Here is a 19,043-nt window from a genome sequence, read left to right as displayed (position 1 = left end):
TCTCTTGCCCCTGGGGATGTTAGCCCCGGGGTGGTTTAATCTGTTTGTCTGATCCACCCTCCCAACAGGCGATCAGCCTCTCATAGGCAAGCTTCATATCATCAACGATGAACAAAGGGAAATGATTGGGGACATGGGCTGGAATGGCCATATCCTTTGGCCACAAGGAAGCGATAGCACCCGATTCGATGGGGCCGAGGAGGTCGGCACCTCCGTCGAGGGGCACATAGAGCCCCTTGCTCATCTTCTCTCCTGGATCAGTTGCAATCATACCGAAGGTCAAACCGGGGAAGCGTATCCCCTTGGCCTCCGGGAAGAGAAGCAGGATATCTTCATAAGAAAGCATGCCTATTCCCCCTTGATGATGAGCTTCGCCACTTCGCGATCATCGAATTCATACACCTGGGACCCGATGATCTGATAGGTTTCGTGGCCCTTTCCGGCAATCAATACCACATCATCGCCTGAAGCCATGGCAATACCGCGGCGGATGGCTTCCTTACGTTCTTCGATCATGACATACTCTTTACCGAATACCCCGGATTCCATATCCTTCAAGATCTGCATCGGATCTTCTCCACGGGGATTATCAGATGTAAAGATGGCAAAATCCCCATACTCGCAGGCGATTTCAGCCATGATCGGTCTTTTGATCTTATCCCTGTCGCCACCGCACCCGACAATGACGATGATTTTTCCTTTTGTAATGGAACGGATCGTCTCCAGGACATTTTTCAATCCATCCGGGGTATGAGCATAATCCACGATTACACTGAATTCCTGTCCGGCAGAAATCGTTTCGAATCTACCCCTCACTCCCGTCGCCCCACTTAGGATCCTTGCGCTTTCAGCCAAGGGTATGCCGGCAGCAGAAGATGAGGCAACGGCAGCGAGTGCATTATAGACATTGAACAGCCCCGGGATGCTGATTGAAAGCTTCTCCGTACCGAAAGGAGTCACCATGGTGAATGAGGTGCCCGATGCCCTCAAGGAGATATCTTTCGCATAAAAATCAGCTTCTTCGGTCAATCCATAGGTGAAAACGTGGGCCGCGGTGGATTTGATATAGTATTCCGCCGCTTCATCGTCCCTGTTAATAATCGCATACTTCGGTGATTTTTTAAAATACGTATTCCCCAATTGTGAAAAAAGCAGGCCCTTTGCGTTCCGATACTCATCCATGGAGCGGTGATAATCCAGATGATCCTGGGTGAGATTGGTAAAGACCGCGATGTCAAAATCACATCCGTGCACCCTTCCCTGGTCCAGCGCATGAGAAGAGACCTCCATGATAGCTGATTGTACGCCTTTGTCCACGAAGTCCTTGAAGGTCCTTTGAAGTGTAAGGCTATCCGGTGTCGTGTTCCGGCTTTTTTGAAGTACATCCCCCACTTTGATATGCAGCGTGCCGATCAAGCCGGTGGTAAGACCGGAACCCGCATAGATCTGTTCAATCAGATGGGTGGTGGTGGTTTTGCCGTTTGTTCCCGTTACCCCGACAAGCAATAAACGGTGGGACGGCTGCTTGAAGAAATAATCAGAGAGGATGGCCATGGCTTTCCTAGTGTCTGGAACAATCACGACCGGTAATCCTGTCTTCACTTCCTTCTCCGCCAGCACCGCGGCAGCCCCGTTCCGCTCCGCTTCCATGACGAGGGAGTGGCTGTCGATTTCAAGACCATTGATACAGATGAATAAATCGCCTTTCTTAACATCCTTATGGTGGTTCACAATATTCGAAATAGATGGATCCCCTTCACCCTGTACTGTGAAAAACGGTAGTACTTCAAGCATTGTGTGCAATCTCATCTTTTCAACTCCTAACAGGCAGAAAGCAACCTTTATATATTTTACAAAAAAAAACGACTGAAAGCTATCAACCTTTTCACTTAGTTCGTGGTTCATCTCGTTTTCTATCGATTTCCCGTCCGATCAAACACGGTAGACTTGACGCGAAAACGCCGGACTTTCACAGGGATCCCTTAAAAGTCCGGCCGTTCCTTATTCAGACATCTGAACCCTTACTGTCGATCCCTCTTTGATCTTGACGCCAGGGTCCGGTGACTGACTCACGACATGGTCCCCCTCACCGCTCACTTCGAGCTTCAAATTCACAAGCTGCTCCTGGAGTTCACTCTTTGATAAACCGACGAGCTCTGGTGTCTTGATGAGCGGGACATCCAGCCATGTCATCTTTTTCTCGATTTGATCCTTTCTCTTCGGCACGCCCATCGCCTCCAAGCTGTCCCCGATGATACTTCCCGCAATCGGCGCGGCCACGACCCCACCGAATTGCACGGTGCCTTTCGGATTGTCGACGGCCACATACACGACGATTTCCGGATCATCCATCGGTGCGACACCCATGAAAGATACGATATGGTTATTTTCCAGATACTTTCCGTCTTTGGCTTTCTGTGCCGTACCTGTCTTGCCACCGACACGATATCCTTCTACGAATGCCTTCCCTCCCGTACCGAGAGCAACGACACTTTCAAGTGCTTCCCTTATCTGTTTCGATGTATCTTCCGATATGACCTTCCTCTTCGCCTCAGGGGTCTTCCTCATCACTACTTCACCCGTCTTCGGGTCGACCAGTTCTTTAGCTATGAACGGTTGATAGAGTGTCCCACCATTCACCGCAGCGGCTACAGCGGCTACCTGCTGGATGGGCGTGACGGCAACACCCTGGCCGAATGCCGTTGTCGCCTGCTCCACCGGGCCTACGCGATCCAGATTGAAGAGCAACCCTTTTCCTTCTCCCTGAAGATCGATTCCTGTCTTCTGTCCAAATCCAAAATCATCGATGTACTCGAACAGCTTCTCTTTCCCCAACCGTTCCCCAAGCTCGACAAATCCAGGGTTACACGAGTTCTGGACCACTTCCAGGAATGTCTGTGTCCCATGTCCCCCCCGCTTCCAGCAGTGAAGCGTGGACCCTGCAACCTCTACATGGCCTGGATCATGAAATGTATCTTTATGGAGATCCACCTTCTTCTCTTCCAAAGCAGCTGCAAGGGTGATGATTTTAAATGTGGAACCGGGCTCATACGTACTCCAGATCGGCAGGTTCCGGTTATAGACTTCCTGCGGCACGTTTTTGAAGTTGGCGGGATCAAAAGTGGGACGGCTTGACATGGCGAGGATTTCACCACTTTTGGGGTTCATGGCAATGGCAATGATCCCATCCGGATCATACGTCTCCTGCGCGATATCCAGCTCCCGCTCGACGATCGTCTGTACTTTGGTATCAATGGTGAGTTTCAGATCAAGTCCATTGTCAGGCTTTTCGAAGTCATCCGCCATATCCGGCATCCGCTTCCCTTTGGCATCAGAAAAGAACTTCACGTATCCCTTTTCCCCGCTGAGCTCCTCATCATAGGATAATTCAAGCCCCATCAGGCCCTGATTATCAATACCAGCAAACCCTAATACATGTGAAAGGTAGCTTCCATACGGGTAATATCTTTTTGAATCCTCCCCTAGGTAAACCCCTTTCAAGTTCATATCACGTACTTCCTTCGCTTTATCATAAGATAGTTTCCTTGCTTCTTTGATCAAGACCATATTTGCCTTCTGTGTTACATATTTATATGCGGCCTCAACGGAAATATTAAGGGTGGCTGCAAGCTTCTCTGCTGTTTCTTTCGGTTCGGTGATTTGTCTCGGTACGACAAATATGGTGGGGGCGCTTTGATTTGCCGCCAGCTCCACACCGTTTCGATCAAGGATCTTACCGCGCTCAGGCTGGAACGGAATATTCCGGCTCCATGAATCCTTCGCAAGGCCCGTGAGCCAGTCCCCTTTGAAAAACTGGACGTACCCGAGTCTCACATCAATGATGGAGAAGATCAGGATCCCTGCAATAAGTGCAATGGCCAGACGCTTCCTCACTGTTACATTCGATACTCTCTTCACTAATGGAACCTCCCCTTCTATGGCTCGTTCTATTATATGCTTGGACCATCGGACGTATGTTCCATAATTTCCGAATCAGTTCATAGAATAAAAGGGACCTGCCGGCTTCGGCAGATCCCCATATTTCGTCCCTTATTCTTTTTTCTTTTCCATCTGTTCTTGAGGCGTCTTGAATGTTACTTCCAGGGCTTGGCCTTCTTTCACCTTGGTCCCCGCTTTGATGCTTTGTTTGACCACATAGCCATTGCCTTCGACCTTCAGTTTCAGGTCGGTCAAACCTGCGACTTTGAAAACGTCCCTGATGGACCAACCCGTCATGTCTGGGAGGGTCGTTTCTCCGTCGGTTTTAATGATGACCCGCTCCCCTTCAAGGATCTTGTCACCAGAAGGCGGCGACTGTTTCGTCACTGTGCTTCCTTTTCCAAGAATGATCGGTTCGACTCCTGCTTTTTCAAGCTCCGCCTTTGCTTCTTTCACCGAAAGGTCCTTTACATCCGGCAGCGATGATTTCTTCAGTGTCACCTTCTCCTGCGGCTTGATGTTCAGGTACTTCAAACTGTTCTGCATGACCGGTTTGAAGACGGCCGCTACTGGATCGGAACCGATTTCCCCTTCCTTCAGCTCCGGCTCTTGAATTCCGACATAGACGATCAGCTCGGGATCATCTGCAGGCGCCATGCCCATGAAGGAGAAGAGATAGTTATTCGTTGCGCCGGATTTGTATCTTCCCGTCGCCGGATCAGGGATTTGTGCAGTCCCTGATTTCCCCGATACCCGGTAATCATCCAGTGCGAATCTTGCTCCGGTTCCTTCAGGAGACGTAACGGTGGTTTCCAAGTACTCCCTCGTTTTCTGGGCAGATTCCTTTGTGATCGGGTTTCCGGCAACTTCCGGTTTTGTTTCTTTGACCACTTTATTCGTATTCGGGTCTACCACTTTGGAGATGACATACGGTTTCATCATCTTTCCGTCATTGGCGATGGCGGACTCCGCCTGAATCATCTGGAGGGGAGTCACGGTCGTCCCCTGCCCAAAGATGGTCGTATACTTCTCGATGGGGTAGTGATACAGAATCGAACCTTCTGCCTCATTCGGCAGCCCCACCCCGGTAGGTTTTCCGAAGCCGAAATCATTCAGGTAGTTTCCGAATGTTTCGAATCCAAGCTTATCAAGGAGGTTCGCAAACGCCACATTGGACGAGTGCTGGACTCCCTCGAGGTACGAGATGGTTCCCCATCCGTTCCCGTAATTATAGTCTTTGATCGGCTGCGGAACTTTGTCCACATAGTACTTACCAGATTCATAGAGTTCATCCGGATTGAATTTCCCTTCATTGACTGCTGCCGCGAGGGAGTACGACTTGAACGTGGAACCAGGTTCGAAGGTCTCTTCCACGATCGTATTGGTCCAGTTGTTCAACAGACCTTCCCTGTCATCGGGATGGAAGGTAGGCCGCTGGGTCATGGCAAGGATCTTGCCCGTTTTAGGGTCAGAGACGATGGCGAACATCTTTTTAGGCTTGTATTCTGTCTCGACTTGACTCATGGCCTCTTCAAGGAACGTCTGCACCTTCTTGTCCAGCGTCAGATAAATATCGTCTCCGTCTTTCGGAGGGGTGACATGCTCTTCAGAATTCGGGAGGAGATATCCCCAAACATCACTCTTATACTGCACCGAGCCGTTTGTACCGCTTAGAATATCATTGAAGCTCTTCTCCACCCCCATCATTCCCGTGGTCTCAGAACTTTCTTCATCTTTCTTCTGTGCAAATCCGATCAGATGGGACGAAAACGTTCCATTCGGGTAAAATCGTTTCGATTCTTTCCGGAAGGTTATGCCAGGCAGATCTTCCTCTTTAATCTCGAGCATCTGCTGATGGGAGATGTCTCTTCCCGCAGAGCCGAACTCGACCTGATAGGGAGCTTTTTCACCTTTTTGATTCAACTTCTTGTAAATTTCGCTTTTATCCATATCAATATACTCAGATAGGATTTCAGCCGTTTTTTCCGGATCTGTAACGTGCTTCGGCTTTTTCGGGTCAGTGGTAACCTGTGAATCCAGGATCGCGACTAGCGTATAGGCGGAAGTGTCTTCTGCGATCACGTCCCCATTATTGTCGTAAATCGATCCCCTCTTGGCCTCGAGGATGTGACCCTTTATGTATTTCTTCGCAGCTTCTGCCGTCAGGGCCTTCCCGTCGACTTCACCCGTGACCTGAATCGTGATGAATCGGACCATAATGATAAAAAAGAGCAGTCCGAATATCCCGAATAGGATGGCTGCTCCGATGTTCATGCTGGATCTTTTTTTCATCATTCTTCCACTACCTTGACATTCTTATCTTTCAAGTTGAGACCCAACTCTTTCGCTTTATCAAGGATGCGGTCATATGCACTCAGTTCACTTACCTGGATCTTGAGATCCGTGTTCGCTTTTTCCTGCTTATCGATGACACCCTCGGCTACTTGCAGTTCCCGATTCACCTGATAGATGGACGCTTCATTCGATACGATTTTCACTGCGAAGAAGCAGAACATGATGGCGAACGCTGCTAGAAGGATTTTTTCTCCGGGAGTGATGACGGATGTCCTTCCCTCACGCAGGCGTTTCGGTTTTGGTTGTGCACTTGTCTCGATCGGTTGTGTTTGATAATTTCTAGCTAAGTTACTCAAGGTGATCCCTCCCATTATTCAATCTTTTTTCTATTTTTTATTTATTTTTTTCTGCTATACGGAGCTTAGCAGAGCGTGCCCTATTATTCATTTCGAGCTCGTCTTCACTAGGAAGGATCGGCTTTCGTGTGATCAGCTTCAACTCAGGCTCGTACCCTTCCGGAATGACGGGTAAGCCGGGAGGAAGCTGCGGTCCTGCAGCCTTTTCCTTGAACATCGTTTTACACATGCGATCTTCGAGGGAATGGAAGGTGATGACGCTGACCCTTCCTCCAGGGGAGAGGATATCGATTGCCTGCTCAAGGGAATCTTCGAATGCACCGAGCTCATCGTTCACGGCAATCCTGATTGCCTGGAAGACACGCTTGGCAGGGTGTCCGCCTTTGCGCCTTGCCGGCGCGGGAATCCCGTCTTTGATCAGTTCGACCAATTCCCCGGTGGTTTCAATCGGTTTCTTTTCGCGAGCCGCCTCGATTTTCCGGGCGATCTGCTTGGAAAACTTCTCTTCTCCGTATCGGTAGAAAATGCGGACAAGATCTTCGAAGGACCAGTGATTCACCACATGGAAGGCACTCAATTCACCTTGAAGGTCCATCCTCATATCCAGTGGAGCATCATGGTGGTAGCTGAATCCTCGTTCAGGCGTGTCCAGCTGCGGGGAAGATACGCCAAGATCATATAGCACCCCGTCTACATTATGTACATCCAGATTCGCTAGTTCCGCTTTCAGATTTCTGAAATTGGATTGAACGAATGTGATGCGATCCGAAAACGCTTCTAATTTTTCTTTGGCATGTGCGATGGCCGTTTCATCCTGGTCGAAGCAGTACAGGTGCCCTTGACTGGAGAGTTGCCCTGCCAGGTATTCGCTGTGTCCCGCTCCCCCGAGGGTGCAATCGACGTAGATGCCGTTAGGCTGGATGTTCAATCCATCTACAGTTTCTTTCAATAATACGGTCGTGTGTTTAAACATGTTGGTTTCACCTTTCCAATCGACTGTTAGTGGTGGGGGATCAGATATCAAATCCGATCATATTCTCTGCAAGTTCTGCAAAGGAATCTTCAGACTGTGTGAAATAGTCTTCCCATATAGCTTTGCTCCAAATCTCGATTCGATTGGAAACACCCAATATAACGCATTCTTTATCAAGTTTTGCATAATTCACAAGCGTGGTGGGAATGTTCACGCGCCCGGTTTTGTCCAATTCGCTTTCCGTGGCTCCTGAAAAGAAGAAACGGGTAAAGGCACGGGCGTCTTTTTTTGTGAGCGGCAGGGCTTTGAGCTTTTCTTCGAGTGCGCGCCATTCATCCATGGGATAACCAAACAGGCATTCATCGAGACCGCGTGTGATGACGAACGCATCACCAAGGTGGTCCCTGAACTTGGCAGGTACGATTAAACGGCCTTTTGTATCAATGTTATGTTGATATTCGCCCATGAACATATGCACTGCCCCCACTTTCTATCACAAATGTACCACATCCCCCCACTTTTCTCCACTCTTTTCTATATTCTTTTCTTGCATATTATTTCCTCTCTAAACCTATCTCTTTTTTCCCTGTTTTCATGACAAGAGACACCATAAAAAAAGGACCGAAATCGCCGTTTCAAGCGAAATCGATCCTTTTATGGTGGTACGTGTCGCTAAATACCTTATAGGTGGACAACTTTATGCGTTCCGTCGAACGTAAAAGGAAGATCGGTGAGCCGGTTAACAAAATCCGGGCCAAATCTGTTCATATAATAGAGGATATTCAGCGTCCGCTCTTGGGGACCGCCGTTCGGCCTGATGCTATTCTCAATGAGATCGAACCTGGAAAGCTGTCGCTCATTCTTATCCCTGATGGATTTTTCCGTCCGCTTTCGCAAGAACTCGAATTGCTTCCGGTGGATTTCAAGGTTCTTATCGACGATTGGCTCAAGGTTGCTGTCCACAGCGGACGCTTCTTTTTTGATGCCTTCATACTTCGCCATCAGATAGGTCTCGATTTCCTGTAATTCTCCCTCGAGATCATTCGGCTTCAGACTGTCCAGGAACTCATTCCGCACATGACTGACCCCGTTCTTTACAACCTCCTGCAAAGAAAGGGAAAGTTCTTCAACCCTTTTGGCAACCGTCCGCTCAAGGATGGTGATGTTCAGTCTCGGCATGACAGGGGGCATATTCATTCCCATGAATTCAAATGCCTTTTTCAGTTCACCCCAATAAGCGATTTCCCCAGGTCCCCCAATAAAGCTCAAAGTAGGGAATAGCCATTCCTGCATGAGGGGTCTCGTGACGACGTTATTACTCAATCTCCCCGGCTGATCATCGAGGATTCCCAGCAGTTCTTCCTTGGTGAAGAAGGAGTCGTTATTCTTATCTTTGAATCCTGAACCATCCCTCTCGAGCAAGGCACGCTCGTTTTGCAGATTCAAGAAGATGTTCGCTGCATCGCTGGAAATCTCAAGCTGCGTATTGAAACCTTCCGCTTGGATGGTTTTCTGTTGGATAAGTACTTGATCTGTGATTTCACGGCTGTTCTCGATAAGGTGGCGGAAATATGGAGCCTCCAGCTTCCTTAAAGCGCCATACGAAGAGTCGATCACCAAGAGCCCGTAGTCCTTGAAAAGGGTCATGATGAAACGGGCAAAAAACGTGACGATATCTTCTCCTTCACGGATAAGGCCGTCCATCTCATCTGCAAGACCAGCCGTGAACTCGGTTTCCCCGAGCACTTTAAGTATGGATGAGATCCAGTTTTTCATCACTGCCGGATCATATTCGACATCGGAAGTCATCCGCTTATCGACGACCTGTTCCGGATAGCCATTCTTCTTGATTTTTCCGTCCTGTTCCAAGAAGATGTGGTTTACTTCCTGATAGTCATGATCTTCCCCGGCAATCCAGAAGACAGGGACGACAGGGTGATTCAGTTTTTGTTCCTGTTCACGGGCAAGTCTGATGACGGATACGATTTTATGTATGGTATAGAGAGGACCGGTCAATAGCCCTGCCTGCTGGCCGGCTACGACGGCCACGGCATCGTTTTTTAATTTTTCCAAGGATGTTTCTACGGCATCGGACGAAGGAAGCGATTCCATATAGGAGGCGATGCACGTTACGAGTCCTTCCCGAGGAAATTCCCTCTCCCCAAGGTCTTCAAGGCGACGGCTGAAGACGTCCTGTTCATTGATATTATAATGAAAGAAAGAAGTGACCGGTTCTTCCTGTTTCATATACTTTGAAGCAAACTGATTGATTGCTGGAATATCCAAGCTTTCCAATTCCATATGAATGACTCCTTTTCTAGCTCATAATTTCCTAACGATGAGTATATCATTCCACAAAAGGAAAAGGAAAAAACTTGCCTAAGACAGGTAAAAAAGTTGAGACTCAGGTGGATTCCATCACCCTGAGAGCGAGACCCGTCACCATAAGGGCAAGATAGGCAAAAGAAAACAAGAGGAAATTGAGCCTCCACGTCCCCCTGATCACTCCCCTGTAATCAACCTCCCCTTTCAGTCTCCAATACACGATGGTGAAAAATAATGCTGAACAGAGTACGGTCAACAGGATCAGCCAGAAATAGGATTGTTCCCAGATGGCGACGATGATGAAATGGACGGAAATCATCAAGAGGATCGTGGTGACGTCGATAGAGATGTGGACGGCTTTACGGTGACTTCCGGTGATCTCCTTCGCCATGATGAAACTGATGAAATAGCCCGCGAACGGAATGAGGACAACGAGCGCCATGATAAAAGAAAATGCAGAAGCCATCTATGTCTGCCTCCCTGCTGATTCCTTCCCCTTCACGAGGAGATAGAGCGTATGGATGACCGGTATATCCAGAGGTGAAGCCTTCCGGATGATTTCTCCAAGAATGGATTCGACTTCGGTCTTCCTGCCGTTTTCCATATCCATGAGCATGGATGACCGGTTTTGAGCGGTATTCAAACATATGCTCTCGATGTCTTCAAGGGAAATCACTGCTTCCATATGGGGGTAAAGATGAAGAAGTTCTTCATAGACCTCCCTGATAAGGGCGTTGTAGTGGGGATTCGACCTCATCTCTCCATTCACACAGCCGGTAATGGCCGTCAATGGATTGATGGCTGCATTGATGAACAGCTTCCTGAGAAGCATCGTTTCATAATCTTCCTCTTCTTCAAAAGGAAAAGCCTCATCCCCGTCTTTCATCAAACATTGCAACGGCCCGCGCACTCCCCGAACCAAGGCGATTTTCGTAACACCCACGCCTTTATGTAAGACGGTATAATCATTCTCCTTGAGGGCGCCATGTTCAACAGATGCCGCCATGACGGTATCGTGAGGAAGTGTCTTCAGGAAATCCAGATGACCGATTCCGTTTTGGAGGAACAGAAGAGGGGTCTCTGTAGGGACGGTGATGAATAGTGACTCAATAAGGTCATACCCCTTTACGGCAAGGATGACAAGATCATGTTGGCTGTCAAGCGAGCTGAGAGACTTTACCCCCACATCGGTCTGCTCTTTTCTCCCTTCGCGCCACACTGTGACACCACTAGTTTCCAAGTGTTCCCTTTGTTCATTTCTCCTTGCATAGACTGTCACGTCATGTCGTTTACCAAGGTAGCCGGCGAACAAAAGTCCGACTGCCCCTGCCCCTATTATCCCGATATCCATCCGATCCCCGCCTTTCAATGTACACTCATTTTACCAAATATTCCTCATTCTTCATACAAAAGGTTTCATATCGACGAGCGCTTGAAAGTACCCCACACTCACGATAAAAAACCCGGAAGAGACATTACTCTTCCTGAGAAGAATAGGGGCTCTTTCCGGGCATGACGCACCGGTCCATCAAACAGGATAAACCGGATGCTTTCTATGGCTGAACTCGACATCCTTTGTTTGGTACATCTCGAATCGCTGGATGAGGACGGAACGCAATTCATTTGCAGCTACGATCTCATCCACGATCATTTCGGAGGCTAGCTTATAAATATCGATATGCTCCTGATACTCCTTTTGTTTCTGTTGGACGTAGGCAATACGCTCTTTTGGATCTTCAATCGCTTGAATCTTGTTGGAGTAGACTGCATTGACTGCTGCCTCCGGACCCATGACGGCAATTTGGGCAGTTGGAAGGGCAATGCACACATCCGGTTCAAATGCAGGGCCTGCCATGGCATAAAGTCCGGCCCCATAAGCTTTCCGGACGATGACGGAGATCTTTGGTACCGTGGCAGAACTCATGGCTGCAATAAACTTTGCACCGTGGCGTATGATCCCTGCCCGCTCCACTTTCGTACCGATCATGAAGCCCGGTACATCGGCCAGGAATAATAGCGGTATATGAAAGGCGTCACAGAGCTGGATGAATTTCGCCCCTTTATCTGCGGAATCATGGAACAGGACGCCTCCTTTTACCTTCGGCTGATTGGCAATGATCCCGACGACCCTGCCATCAAAGCGGGCAAACCCTGTAATAAGCTCGGGAGCGAATAATTTCTTGACCTCAAAGAAGGTTCCCTCATCGATCAGGGCATGGATCCCGTCGTACATATCAAACGGGGCATTTTGATGCTGAGGGATCAAGTCTTCCAAGACCTTGGACGAGTCTGGCGCCCCACCATCGATCAAAGCAGGCTTTTGCTGATAGTTCGCCGGGAAGTAACCCAGATAGCGGCGCGCCTCCCTGATGGCTTCTTCTTCGGATGCAGCAAGTACATCACCACATCCGCTCACGGAGCAGTGCATCCTCGCACCGCCCATTTCTTCAAGGGTAACTTTTTCTCCAATGACCTTTTCCGCCATTCTCGGGGACCCAAGGTACATGGACGCATTTCCTTCTACCATGATCACCAGATCACAGAAGGCGGGAATATATGCTCCACCTGCGGCAGATGGTCCAAAAAGGAGACAAACCTGAGGCACCATGCCGGACATTTTTACCTGGTTATGAAAAATACGCCCTGCCCCACGTCTATTCGGGAACATATCGAGCTGATCCGTGATCCTTGCCCCGGCTGAATCCACCAGGTAGAGGATCGGCACTTTCAGATTCATGGCCGTTTCCTGGATACGGATGATCTTTTCAACGGTTCTCGCTCCCCATGAACCGGCTTTGACGGTGGAATCGTTGGCCATGACGCAGACGGTCTGTCCGCCCACTTTCCCGATAGCCGTCACCACTCCATCAGCAGGGAGGCCATCGGCCGCTGAATTTGCAAACATCCCATCCTCCTGATATTCCCCCTGATCGAAAAGCTGCTCCAGGCGGTTGCGGACGAAAAGCTTGTTTTGCTCCTTCAGCTTTTGATGATACTTCTCTTCTCCCCCGGTACGGATCCTTTCCCTTGTTTCCTCAAGCTTCTCAGTCGTTTTTGATGTCATCATTACACCTCCTCGTTTGTGAATGTCAGTCTTCCAGCAGAATCAGCACATCATCTTCATTAACAAAATCTCCAATACTCACCTTTACCTCTGCTACCGTTCCTCCAGCTTCCGCTTCAACGGGAATTTCCATTTTCATGGATTCAAGCATGAGCACCATTTCCCCCGCCGAAATGCTTTTACCGGTTTCGGTCAATACATTCAATACAGTGCCTGCCATGGTGGCTTTGATTTCTTTCATATTCGTTCCTCCTCATTATGATTGTTGTTGTGCAGACAGGTAATCCTGAAGCCATTTAGTAGAGTAACCCCCATCGATGAACTCATCGGCTGATATTACTTCCCGGATGAGGGGAATATTGGTTTTGACCCCTTGGATCTCTACCCCGCCGAAAAATCTTCTTGCCGTCTCAAGGCAAGCCGCGCGGTCCTGCCCGCTTACGATGCACTTGGCGATCATCGGGTCATAAAACGGTGTCACCTTATTCCCTTGTGCATAACCCGCATCGATCCGCACGCCGTCCTGCTTTTCTCCCCACTCGAGTGTGGCAAGGAGACCAGGGGACGGGAAGAACGTTTTTGGATCTTCGGCATAGATCCTGAACTCAATGGCGTGCCCCCTTGAGAAGATTCCCTCTTGAGCTGAGATGGGCAGTTCTTCGCCTTGGGCGACCTTCAGCTGCCATTTGACAAGATCAAGTTCCGTCACGGCTTCGGTCACCGGATGCTCCACCTGAAGACGTGTATTCATTTCCAGGAAATAGAACTGCTCATCACGGTCCACGATGAATTCTACGGTCCCGGCATTGGTGTAACTGACGGCTTTTCCTGCCTTCACTGCCGCGGCAAGCATCAACTCCTTGGTCTTTTCCGAAAGAGCCGGTGAAGGGGATTCTTCAACCACCTTCTGATTCCTCCGTTGGACGGAACAGTTCCTTTCAAACAGGTGAACAAGATTACCTCGTTGATCTCCGAAGATCTGCACTTCGATATGCCGGCTTTCATCTATACATTTTTCAAGAAATACTTCGTCGTTCCCGAAATACGCTTTTGCACGATTCCGGGTCGAATCAAAATGTTGAACGAGCGCTTGCTCATCGGCACACCGGATCATCCCGATGCCCCCGCCCCCACCGCTCGCCTTGAGCATGACCGGATAGCCGATCTCAGCGGCAAGGAGCTTGGCTGATTCAATCGATTCACAGCCTGATTCACTTCCGGGTACGACAGGTACGCCCGCATCCTTCATGATCTTCCTGGCCTTCACTTTATCGCCCATGACCTCGATGGTTTTCCAATCTGGGCCGACGAAGATGAGCCCCTCTTCTTCTACCAGCTTGGCAAATGAAGCATTTTCAGATAATAGACCATAACCGGGATGGATGGCATCCACCCCTTCACGTTTTGCCACTTCCACGATTGCATCCATCATCAGATAAGAACGGTTCACTTGAGACTCCCCGATCCTGAATGAATGGTCCGCCTCTTTGACGAACGGCATCTCTGCATCTGCATCTGAATAGACTGCTACGGTTTCGATCGATAACTGTTTGCAGGTGGAAATGATCCGTGAAGCGATCTCCCCTCTATTGGCGATGAGTATTTTCTGTATCATCTCTCCCCCTCCTTCATAGTAGGAATTCTACAAAAATCGTGGAATTCCTCTCTAAAATGTAAACGTTTTCTTATTTGAGTGCAGAATTTTTTGTTTATTTGTTATATAATAATAATATATCGGGCAATTAAGGGTAAATACATTGAAAGCGGATCATCCGCAATCATTCAAATGTTTCAGGAGGGATTTCAAATGGCAAATAAAGTAGAGAAGCTGAAAGTTAATTACAAAACTCTCGAAGAGTTTAAGAAGTTTAAAGAATATGGTGTACAAGAGCTTTCCATGCTCGACGATCTTCAGGAAAATATCATTGAAAACGATAGCGAATCCCCGTTTTATGGAATCTATTTCGGCGACACGCTCGTTGCCCGCATGAGTCTTTACCAGCGTGATGCAAGGTTCGACCAGTACTTCAACCCAGCTCAAAATTACCTTGAGTTGTGGAAGCTTGAAGTCCTTCCTAAGTATCAGAACAAAGGATACGGCAGCATCCTCGTGGAATTCGCCAAAAGCTTCGGGCTTCCGATCAAAACGAATTCCCGCATCAAGTCCCAGGGGTTCTGGGAAAGGATGGACTTTCATCAGGTCACGTATGATGTCGAACGGGATCTCAGCGAGAATCCGATGGTGTGGTTCCCTGAGGGAGTATCAGAACAAAAGCATGGTTGATCAACGAAAAAATCCGAACCTTCCCGGCATTCCGGGGGTTCGGATTTTTTTACTTATTTAACCGCTGGAGATTCCCGTTTTTATCCATCTGAAATTTGACTTTATCTTCATTTCCCTGCAAAAGGGCCATCTTCCTTGCTTTTTCGAATATGGCCAGAAGGGATTTGTGGTCCTCTTCAAGAAGAGAATATTTCGACTCATAATTAAAGAGCTGCGTTTCAATTTCTTTCATTTTTTCCTGAAGCTGATCGATTTGGTTAAGGAGTTTCTGATTTTCACTCCTGATCTCTTCTTCATGACGTACAGACTCCTCGGCTCGTTGTAAATAATGAATGATGCTCTCAACCGACAGGTCTGTTGCTTCTTTGATTTGTTCCACTTCAGGGGAGGCTTCTTTTTTAACTTGAGGTGCACCCCTCTTCGTTTGTTTCCGCTGGTTCTTCGCTAGTTCGATTCCTGATTTGTATTGCTTTCGCACGAAGGAGTTCCACCGGAATCCACAGGCGGCTGAAGTCCTTGAAAGTTTCTTCCCCACCTCTTCAAAGGCTTGAAGCTGTGTGCCTCCCTCCCTTATATACCTCAAAACCACTTCCGCCAACAACACATCCTCATCTTGGTTCCAAGCGTCCTGTCTATTCGAAGACATCTCCATCTCCTCCTGTAAAATCCATATACCCATACTTATGCCCTTACTAGAGTAGATAGAATCGCTCTTCCTACTTTTTGTTCAAGAATCTTTCCACCGCTTGATGGTGGTCATCTGATGCCCAGAGCTTGGAACAGCGCCGGATCTCCCTCTCTATATTTCCCATCAGGACAGCCTTGTCCCAGCGGTCGAGAAGCTGCTGTTTATATGCTTTCAGTGTCCCTATACTCTTATCTTCCATGCTTGTTATGATCGGGTGCTCTTCCAATCTATGGGTGGAACTCACCAAAGAATTGATGAATCCGTAGTCATACAAGGTTTCTGCACTCTTGATGGTTCCGGTCATCAAAAGCTCCATGGCACGTGGAGAAGAGATCCTCTCATGGAGCAGGGTACCGCCGCCCCATCCTGTTGAAATGCCTAGTCCCCCTTGGACGAACCCCATCTTCACATCATCTGCCGCGATCCGTAGATCACAGGCTGCCGCAATTTCACAGCCTCCACCTACAGCTGTACCATTGACCAACGCCAAGGTTGGAATGGGCAGGAACGCTAGACGGACCAGTACATCCCCCATCTTCCTGAGCATGCCGTAGCTCTCTTCTTCCGTCTTAAGCCCATGGAATGCAGAAAGGTCTCCTCCTGAACAAAATGAGTCTGTTCCCGCACCGGTTAGTAGGAGCATCTTCACCTCCCCTTTTTCACATTCATCCAGGCATCGGGAAAAAGCCTCGATCAAATCGAAGTTAATGGCGTTCCGCTTTTCGGGACGATTCAAGACAAACCTCATGATTCCGCTTTCATTAGTGTGCATTATAAACGATCCCACGTCTGTTCTCTCCTTAAAATCATTTTTGTCTATGCAAAAAAGCGTGAAGAGCCATGGTCTCTTCACGCTTTTGCAGCAGTCGGCAATTATTTGCTTACTACTTCTTTACCTTTATACGTTCCGCACTCTTTGCAAACACGGTGTGCAAGTTTCATTTCACCACAGTTTGGGCATGCTACCATACCTGGTACACTGAGTTTGAAGTGTGTACGACGTTGTCTTTTTGCTGTTTTAGATGTTCTTCTAAAAGGTACTGCCATTCTTCCCACCTCCTTAAAAGATAGTCGTCTATGAAGCCAGAACGAACTGGTACTTCGCTTTTAAGATTTCTTGTTTTGATCAAGAAGTTTTGCCAAGTCAGCGAGACGAGGATCTACTTTCTTTTCTTCCTCTTTATCGACAGCATGAGCCTGTTCTTCCGTCATTACTTCCCAGTCTTTACCGGAAGGCATTTCATTCTGTTCCCTCGCTTCATCACTGAGTACCTGCATGGGAATCTCAAGTATCAGCAATTCTCTTATAGCTGGTTTTAGGTCAATTACGTCCCCTTCAATGCGATGTATTTCCTCTTCCTCATACATGTCGTACTCCCGTTCATCGAGAAGGTACGTTTCAATCGTATGGAGGTCGACAGGCACATCTACTTCGACGAGGGTCCTTGAGCATGGAAGAACCATTTTCCCTTCAATATGCAGGTGGAAGGTGACACGATTTGAAGCGATGTCGGCCCTGCCTGTCACATGGATCGGGGAAACTCTGATGACTTGCGGATCAATCTCTTTAATATCGTTGAGATCAACCGTTTCATCAATCGGCATTCCTTTATCTCTGTACTTTTGTAATTGAATGATTGACCATTTCAATTTGTCATCACCTCAAGGCAACAAAGGTAATTATAGCTTTCATAATACCGTTTGTCAATATTTTTTCTTTACACGCTTTTCAACGTCAGTGTTGCTATTATAACGTTTATATCGGACTGGTTTCAAATATTTTCTCATATTCCTTTACGGTGCGTTTTGGAGGTGCTGGACGATCTTCGGGTATAATGGGAAAAGAAGCACCACTTATATCCATGAGAAACGGAAAGGATGATTGTATATTGAATGCAACAGGAATCATAGTCGAGTACAATCCATTTCATAACGGCCATTTGCACCATCTGGAAATGACCAAGGAATTGACGGGTGCCGATGTCACCGTGGCCGTCATGTGCGGTTATTTTCTTCAGCGTGGGGAGCCTGCACTCCTCGGCAAATGGGAGAGGGCCGGCATGGCGCTGCACGCTGGAGTGGATCTCGTAATCGAGCTCCCATACAGTTTCGCGACTCAGCATTCATCGGTTTTCGCGAAGGGAGCAGTATCCCTTCTTGATTCTGTCGGGTGTTCAAGTTTCTGTTTTGGAAGTGAGGATGGAAATATTGAAACCTTTGAAGGGACGGCTAATACGCTCCAGAAAAGGCAGACAGAGTACAATGCGGCTATCAGGAAGTATTCTAGGGAAGGATTGAGCTATCCCGCCGCTCTCTCAAAAGCATTCCTTTCTCTCGGATTGAAAGAGCCCTTCATCGATCTGAGCAAGCCCAATAATATCTTGGGCTTCCACTATATCCAGGCAAGGGATGAGATCGACAGCGGGATGAAGGCTTATACCGTTACCAGGAAGGCCGCTGACTATCATGATGAACATTTCGCTTCTCCTTCGATTGCGAGCGCAACGAGTATAAGGAAAGCCCTTTTCGGTGATGGGGACCCGGGGGAGATCCGATCGCACTTACCCCCTGAAAGCATGCGCGCCCTCAAAGCATATGAAGATACATATGGCTCTCTTCATCGGTGGGAAGACTATTGGCCGCTGCTTCAATATAAGATCCTCTCCACCCCGATTGATCAACTCCGGAGGATATATGAAATTGAAGAAGGAATCGAACACCGGATCGTGGAATGTGCCAGTCGATCTTCAAGTTTCACAGAGTGTATGAACAGGTTGAAATCAAAGCGGTATACATGGACCAGGCTACAACGGATGCTCCTTCATATCCTGATGAACGTCAGCAAAGAAGAAATGAATGCCCGTAGCGGTCGTCCGTCATACATCAGACTTCTTGCCATGAGCGCCTCTGGACGTGAGTATCTGAGGGAGCACAAAAAAGAAATCTCCCTTCCACTCATCAGCAAATTGTCAAGTGCCGACCCTGTCGAGGCCGCTCTTGATATCAGGGCGGCAAACATGTTCTCCATGGGCCTGAAAGGGATGGGTGCCCGGATGGAATCCATGAAAAAGGAATGGTCCACCCCTCCCCTCCAATTACAAAAAAGCTGACCCCTGACG

The 19,043-nt window shown here is 48.3% G+C and carries 19 protein-coding genes; 2 read left to right on the top strand and 17 right to left on the bottom strand.

What is annotated here, in order from left to right; genetic code table 11:
* Window positions 1-19: 19 nt before the first annotated feature.
* From ABJ225_RS02160 to ABJ225_RS02100, 13 genes are all read right to left on the bottom strand, one after another.
* The gene (locus ABJ225_RS02160) at window positions 20-346 is read right to left on the bottom strand and encodes a hypothetical protein (protein WP_056537391.1); all 327 of its coding nucleotides are present in this window, start codon (window positions 344-346) and stop codon (window positions 20-22) included.
* A 2-nt stretch (window positions 347-348) separates the two neighbouring features.
* Window positions 349-1,809 (bottom strand): UDP-N-acetylmuramoyl-L-alanyl-D-glutamate--2,6-diaminopimelate ligase, encoded by a 1,461-nt coding sequence (locus ABJ225_RS02155; RefSeq protein ID WP_056537398.1) that lies wholly within the window; start codon window positions 1,807-1,809, stop codon window positions 349-351.
* 192 nt (window positions 1,810-2,001) lie between these two features.
* On the bottom strand, window positions 2,002-3,918 hold the full coding sequence (locus ABJ225_RS02150) for a stage V sporulation protein D (RefSeq protein WP_235563581.1): 1,917 nt from the start codon (window positions 3,916-3,918) through the stop codon (window positions 2,002-2,004).
* 132 nt (window positions 3,919-4,050) lie between these two features.
* The gene (locus tag ABJ225_RS02145; RefSeq protein WP_347318203.1) at window positions 4,051-6,231 is read right to left on the bottom strand and encodes a penicillin-binding protein; all 2,181 of its coding nucleotides are present in this window, start codon (window positions 6,229-6,231) and stop codon (window positions 4,051-4,053) included.
* A complete protein-coding gene (gene ftsL, locus ABJ225_RS02140) occupies window positions 6,231-6,590 on the bottom strand; it encodes a cell division protein FtsL (RefSeq protein ID WP_048004141.1) in 360 nt (119 codons plus the stop codon). Before ftsL ends, ABJ225_RS02145 begins: the two co-directional genes overlap by 1 nt.
* Window positions 6,591-6,627: 37 nt before the next feature.
* Window positions 6,628-7,563, bottom strand: coding sequence for a 16S rRNA (cytosine(1402)-N(4))-methyltransferase RsmH (gene rsmH / locus ABJ225_RS02135; RefSeq protein WP_347318201.1), 936 nt, complete (start codon window positions 7,561-7,563; stop codon window positions 6,628-6,630).
* Between the two features lie 40 nt (window positions 7,564-7,603).
* Entirely contained in the window at window positions 7,604-8,035 is a 432-nt protein-coding gene (gene mraZ / locus ABJ225_RS02130) for a division/cell wall cluster transcriptional repressor MraZ (RefSeq protein WP_053427380.1), read from the bottom strand.
* 209 nt (window positions 8,036-8,244) lie between these two features.
* Entirely contained in the window at window positions 8,245-9,864 is a 1,620-nt protein-coding gene (gene bshC / locus ABJ225_RS02125; RefSeq protein ID WP_347318199.1) for a bacillithiol biosynthesis cysteine-adding enzyme BshC, read from the bottom strand.
* Between the two features lie 103 nt (window positions 9,865-9,967).
* Window positions 9,968-10,354: a DUF3397 domain-containing protein gene (locus tag ABJ225_RS02120; RefSeq protein WP_347318197.1), complete on the bottom strand. Its 387-nt coding sequence runs from the start codon at window positions 10,352-10,354 to the stop codon at window positions 9,968-9,970.
* Window positions 10,355-11,239: a ketopantoate reductase family protein gene (locus tag ABJ225_RS02115; RefSeq protein WP_347318195.1), complete on the bottom strand. Its 885-nt coding sequence runs from the start codon at window positions 11,237-11,239 to the stop codon at window positions 10,355-10,357. It abuts the gene before it with no gap.
* A gap of 177 nt (window positions 11,240-11,416) precedes the next feature.
* On the bottom strand, window positions 11,417-12,955 hold the full coding sequence (locus ABJ225_RS02110) for an acyl-CoA carboxylase subunit beta (protein WP_347318193.1): 1,539 nt from the start codon (window positions 12,953-12,955) through the stop codon (window positions 11,417-11,419).
* Window positions 12,956-12,977: 22 nt separating this feature from the next.
* Window positions 12,978-13,193: a biotin/lipoyl-containing protein gene (locus ABJ225_RS02105; protein ID WP_056537424.1), complete on the bottom strand. Its 216-nt coding sequence runs from the start codon at window positions 13,191-13,193 to the stop codon at window positions 12,978-12,980.
* Between the two features lie 15 nt (window positions 13,194-13,208).
* Window positions 13,209-14,564, bottom strand: coding sequence for an acetyl-CoA carboxylase biotin carboxylase subunit (locus ABJ225_RS02100; protein ID WP_347319287.1), 1,356 nt, complete (start codon window positions 14,562-14,564; stop codon window positions 13,209-13,211).
* Between the two features lie 195 nt (window positions 14,565-14,759).
* On the opposite strand from ABJ225_RS02100, the gene ABJ225_RS02095 reads away from it, so the two are divergent.
* On the top strand, window positions 14,760-15,236 hold the full coding sequence (locus tag ABJ225_RS02095; protein WP_347318191.1) for an N-acetyltransferase: 477 nt from the start codon (window positions 14,760-14,762) through the stop codon (window positions 15,234-15,236).
* A 49-nt stretch (window positions 15,237-15,285) separates the two neighbouring features.
* Here the strand turns inward: ABJ225_RS02095 and ABJ225_RS02090 are convergent, their stop codons facing one another.
* From ABJ225_RS02090 to ABJ225_RS02075, 4 genes are all read right to left on the bottom strand, one after another.
* Window positions 15,286-15,882: an RsfA family transcriptional regulator gene (locus ABJ225_RS02090; RefSeq protein ID WP_056537427.1), complete on the bottom strand. Its 597-nt coding sequence runs from the start codon at window positions 15,880-15,882 to the stop codon at window positions 15,286-15,288.
* Window positions 15,883-15,952: 70 nt separating this feature from the next.
* Window positions 15,953-16,696 carry an enoyl-CoA hydratase/isomerase family protein gene (locus tag ABJ225_RS02085; protein ID WP_347318189.1) on the bottom strand — a complete coding sequence of 248 codons (744 nt, stop codon included), beginning with the start codon at window positions 16,694-16,696 and terminating at the stop codon, window positions 15,953-15,955.
* Between the two features lie 101 nt (window positions 16,697-16,797).
* On the bottom strand, window positions 16,798-16,971 hold the full coding sequence (rpmF, locus tag ABJ225_RS02080; RefSeq protein ID WP_034755898.1) for a 50S ribosomal protein L32: 174 nt from the start codon (window positions 16,969-16,971) through the stop codon (window positions 16,798-16,800).
* A 60-nt stretch (window positions 16,972-17,031) separates the two neighbouring features.
* Window positions 17,032-17,574 carry a YceD family protein gene (locus ABJ225_RS02075; protein ID WP_056537433.1) on the bottom strand — a complete coding sequence of 181 codons (543 nt, stop codon included), beginning with the start codon at window positions 17,572-17,574 and terminating at the stop codon, window positions 17,032-17,034.
* A gap of 239 nt (window positions 17,575-17,813) precedes the next feature.
* Here ABJ225_RS02075 and ABJ225_RS02070 point away from each other — a divergent pair, with 239 nt between their 5' ends.
* A complete protein-coding gene (locus ABJ225_RS02070) occupies window positions 17,814-19,034 on the top strand; it encodes a nucleotidyltransferase (protein WP_347318186.1) in 1,221 nt (406 codons plus the stop codon).
* Window positions 19,035-19,043: the final 9 nt, after the last annotated feature.

Origin of the sequence: Rossellomorea sp. RS05 (assembly GCF_039822645.1) — a bacterium.
Lineage (GTDB): Bacteria > Bacillota > Bacilli > Bacillales > Bacillaceae_B > Rossellomorea > Rossellomorea marisflavi_B.
The sequence above is the reverse complement of the archived record's forward strand: the minus strand, read 5'-3'. Positions and strand labels throughout refer to the sequence as shown.

Excerpts from the sequence above, each read along its gene's own strand:
- ABJ225_RS02160 (WP_056537391.1), bottom strand. The coding sequence starts at position 346 with ATGCTTTCTTATGAAGATATCCTGCTTCTCTTCCCGGAGGCCAAGGGG.
- ABJ225_RS02155 (WP_056537398.1), bottom strand. The coding sequence starts at position 1,809 with ATGAGATTGCACACAATGCTTGAAGTACTACCGTTTTTCACAGTACAG.
- ABJ225_RS02145 (WP_347318203.1), bottom strand. The coding sequence starts at position 6,231 with ATGAAAAAAAGATCCAGCATGAACATCGGAGCAGCCATCCTATTCGGG.
- rsmH (WP_347318201.1), bottom strand. The coding sequence starts at position 7,563 with ATGTTTAAACACACGACCGTATTATTGAAAGAAACTGTAGATGGATTG.
- mraZ (WP_053427380.1), bottom strand. The coding sequence starts at position 8,035 with ATGTTCATGGGCGAATATCAACATAACATTGATACAAAAGGCCGTTTA.
- bshC (WP_347318199.1), bottom strand. The coding sequence starts at position 9,864 with ATGGAATTGGAAAGCTTGGATATTCCAGCAATCAATCAGTTTGCTTCA.
- ABJ225_RS02120 (WP_347318197.1), bottom strand. The coding sequence starts at position 10,354 with ATGGCTTCTGCATTTTCTTTTATCATGGCGCTCGTTGTCCTCATTCCG.
- ABJ225_RS02115 (WP_347318195.1), bottom strand. The coding sequence starts at position 11,239 with ATGGATATCGGGATAATAGGGGCAGGGGCAGTCGGACTTTTGTTCGCC.
- ABJ225_RS02110 (WP_347318193.1), bottom strand. The coding sequence starts at position 12,955 with ATGATGACATCAAAAACGACTGAGAAGCTTGAGGAAACAAGGGAAAGG.
- ABJ225_RS02105 (WP_056537424.1), bottom strand. The coding sequence starts at position 13,193 with ATGAAAGAAATCAAAGCCACCATGGCAGGCACTGTATTGAATGTATTG.
- ABJ225_RS02095 (WP_347318191.1), top strand. The coding sequence starts at position 14,760 with ATGGCAAATAAAGTAGAGAAGCTGAAAGTTAATTACAAAACTCTCGAA.
- ABJ225_RS02090 (WP_056537427.1), bottom strand. The coding sequence starts at position 15,882 with ATGTCTTCGAATAGACAGGACGCTTGGAACCAAGATGAGGATGTGTTG.
- ABJ225_RS02085 (WP_347318189.1), bottom strand. The coding sequence starts at position 16,696 with ATGCACACTAATGAAAGCGGAATCATGAGGTTTGTCTTGAATCGTCCC.
- rpmF (WP_034755898.1), bottom strand. The coding sequence starts at position 16,971 with ATGGCAGTACCTTTTAGAAGAACATCTAAAACAGCAAAAAGACAACGT.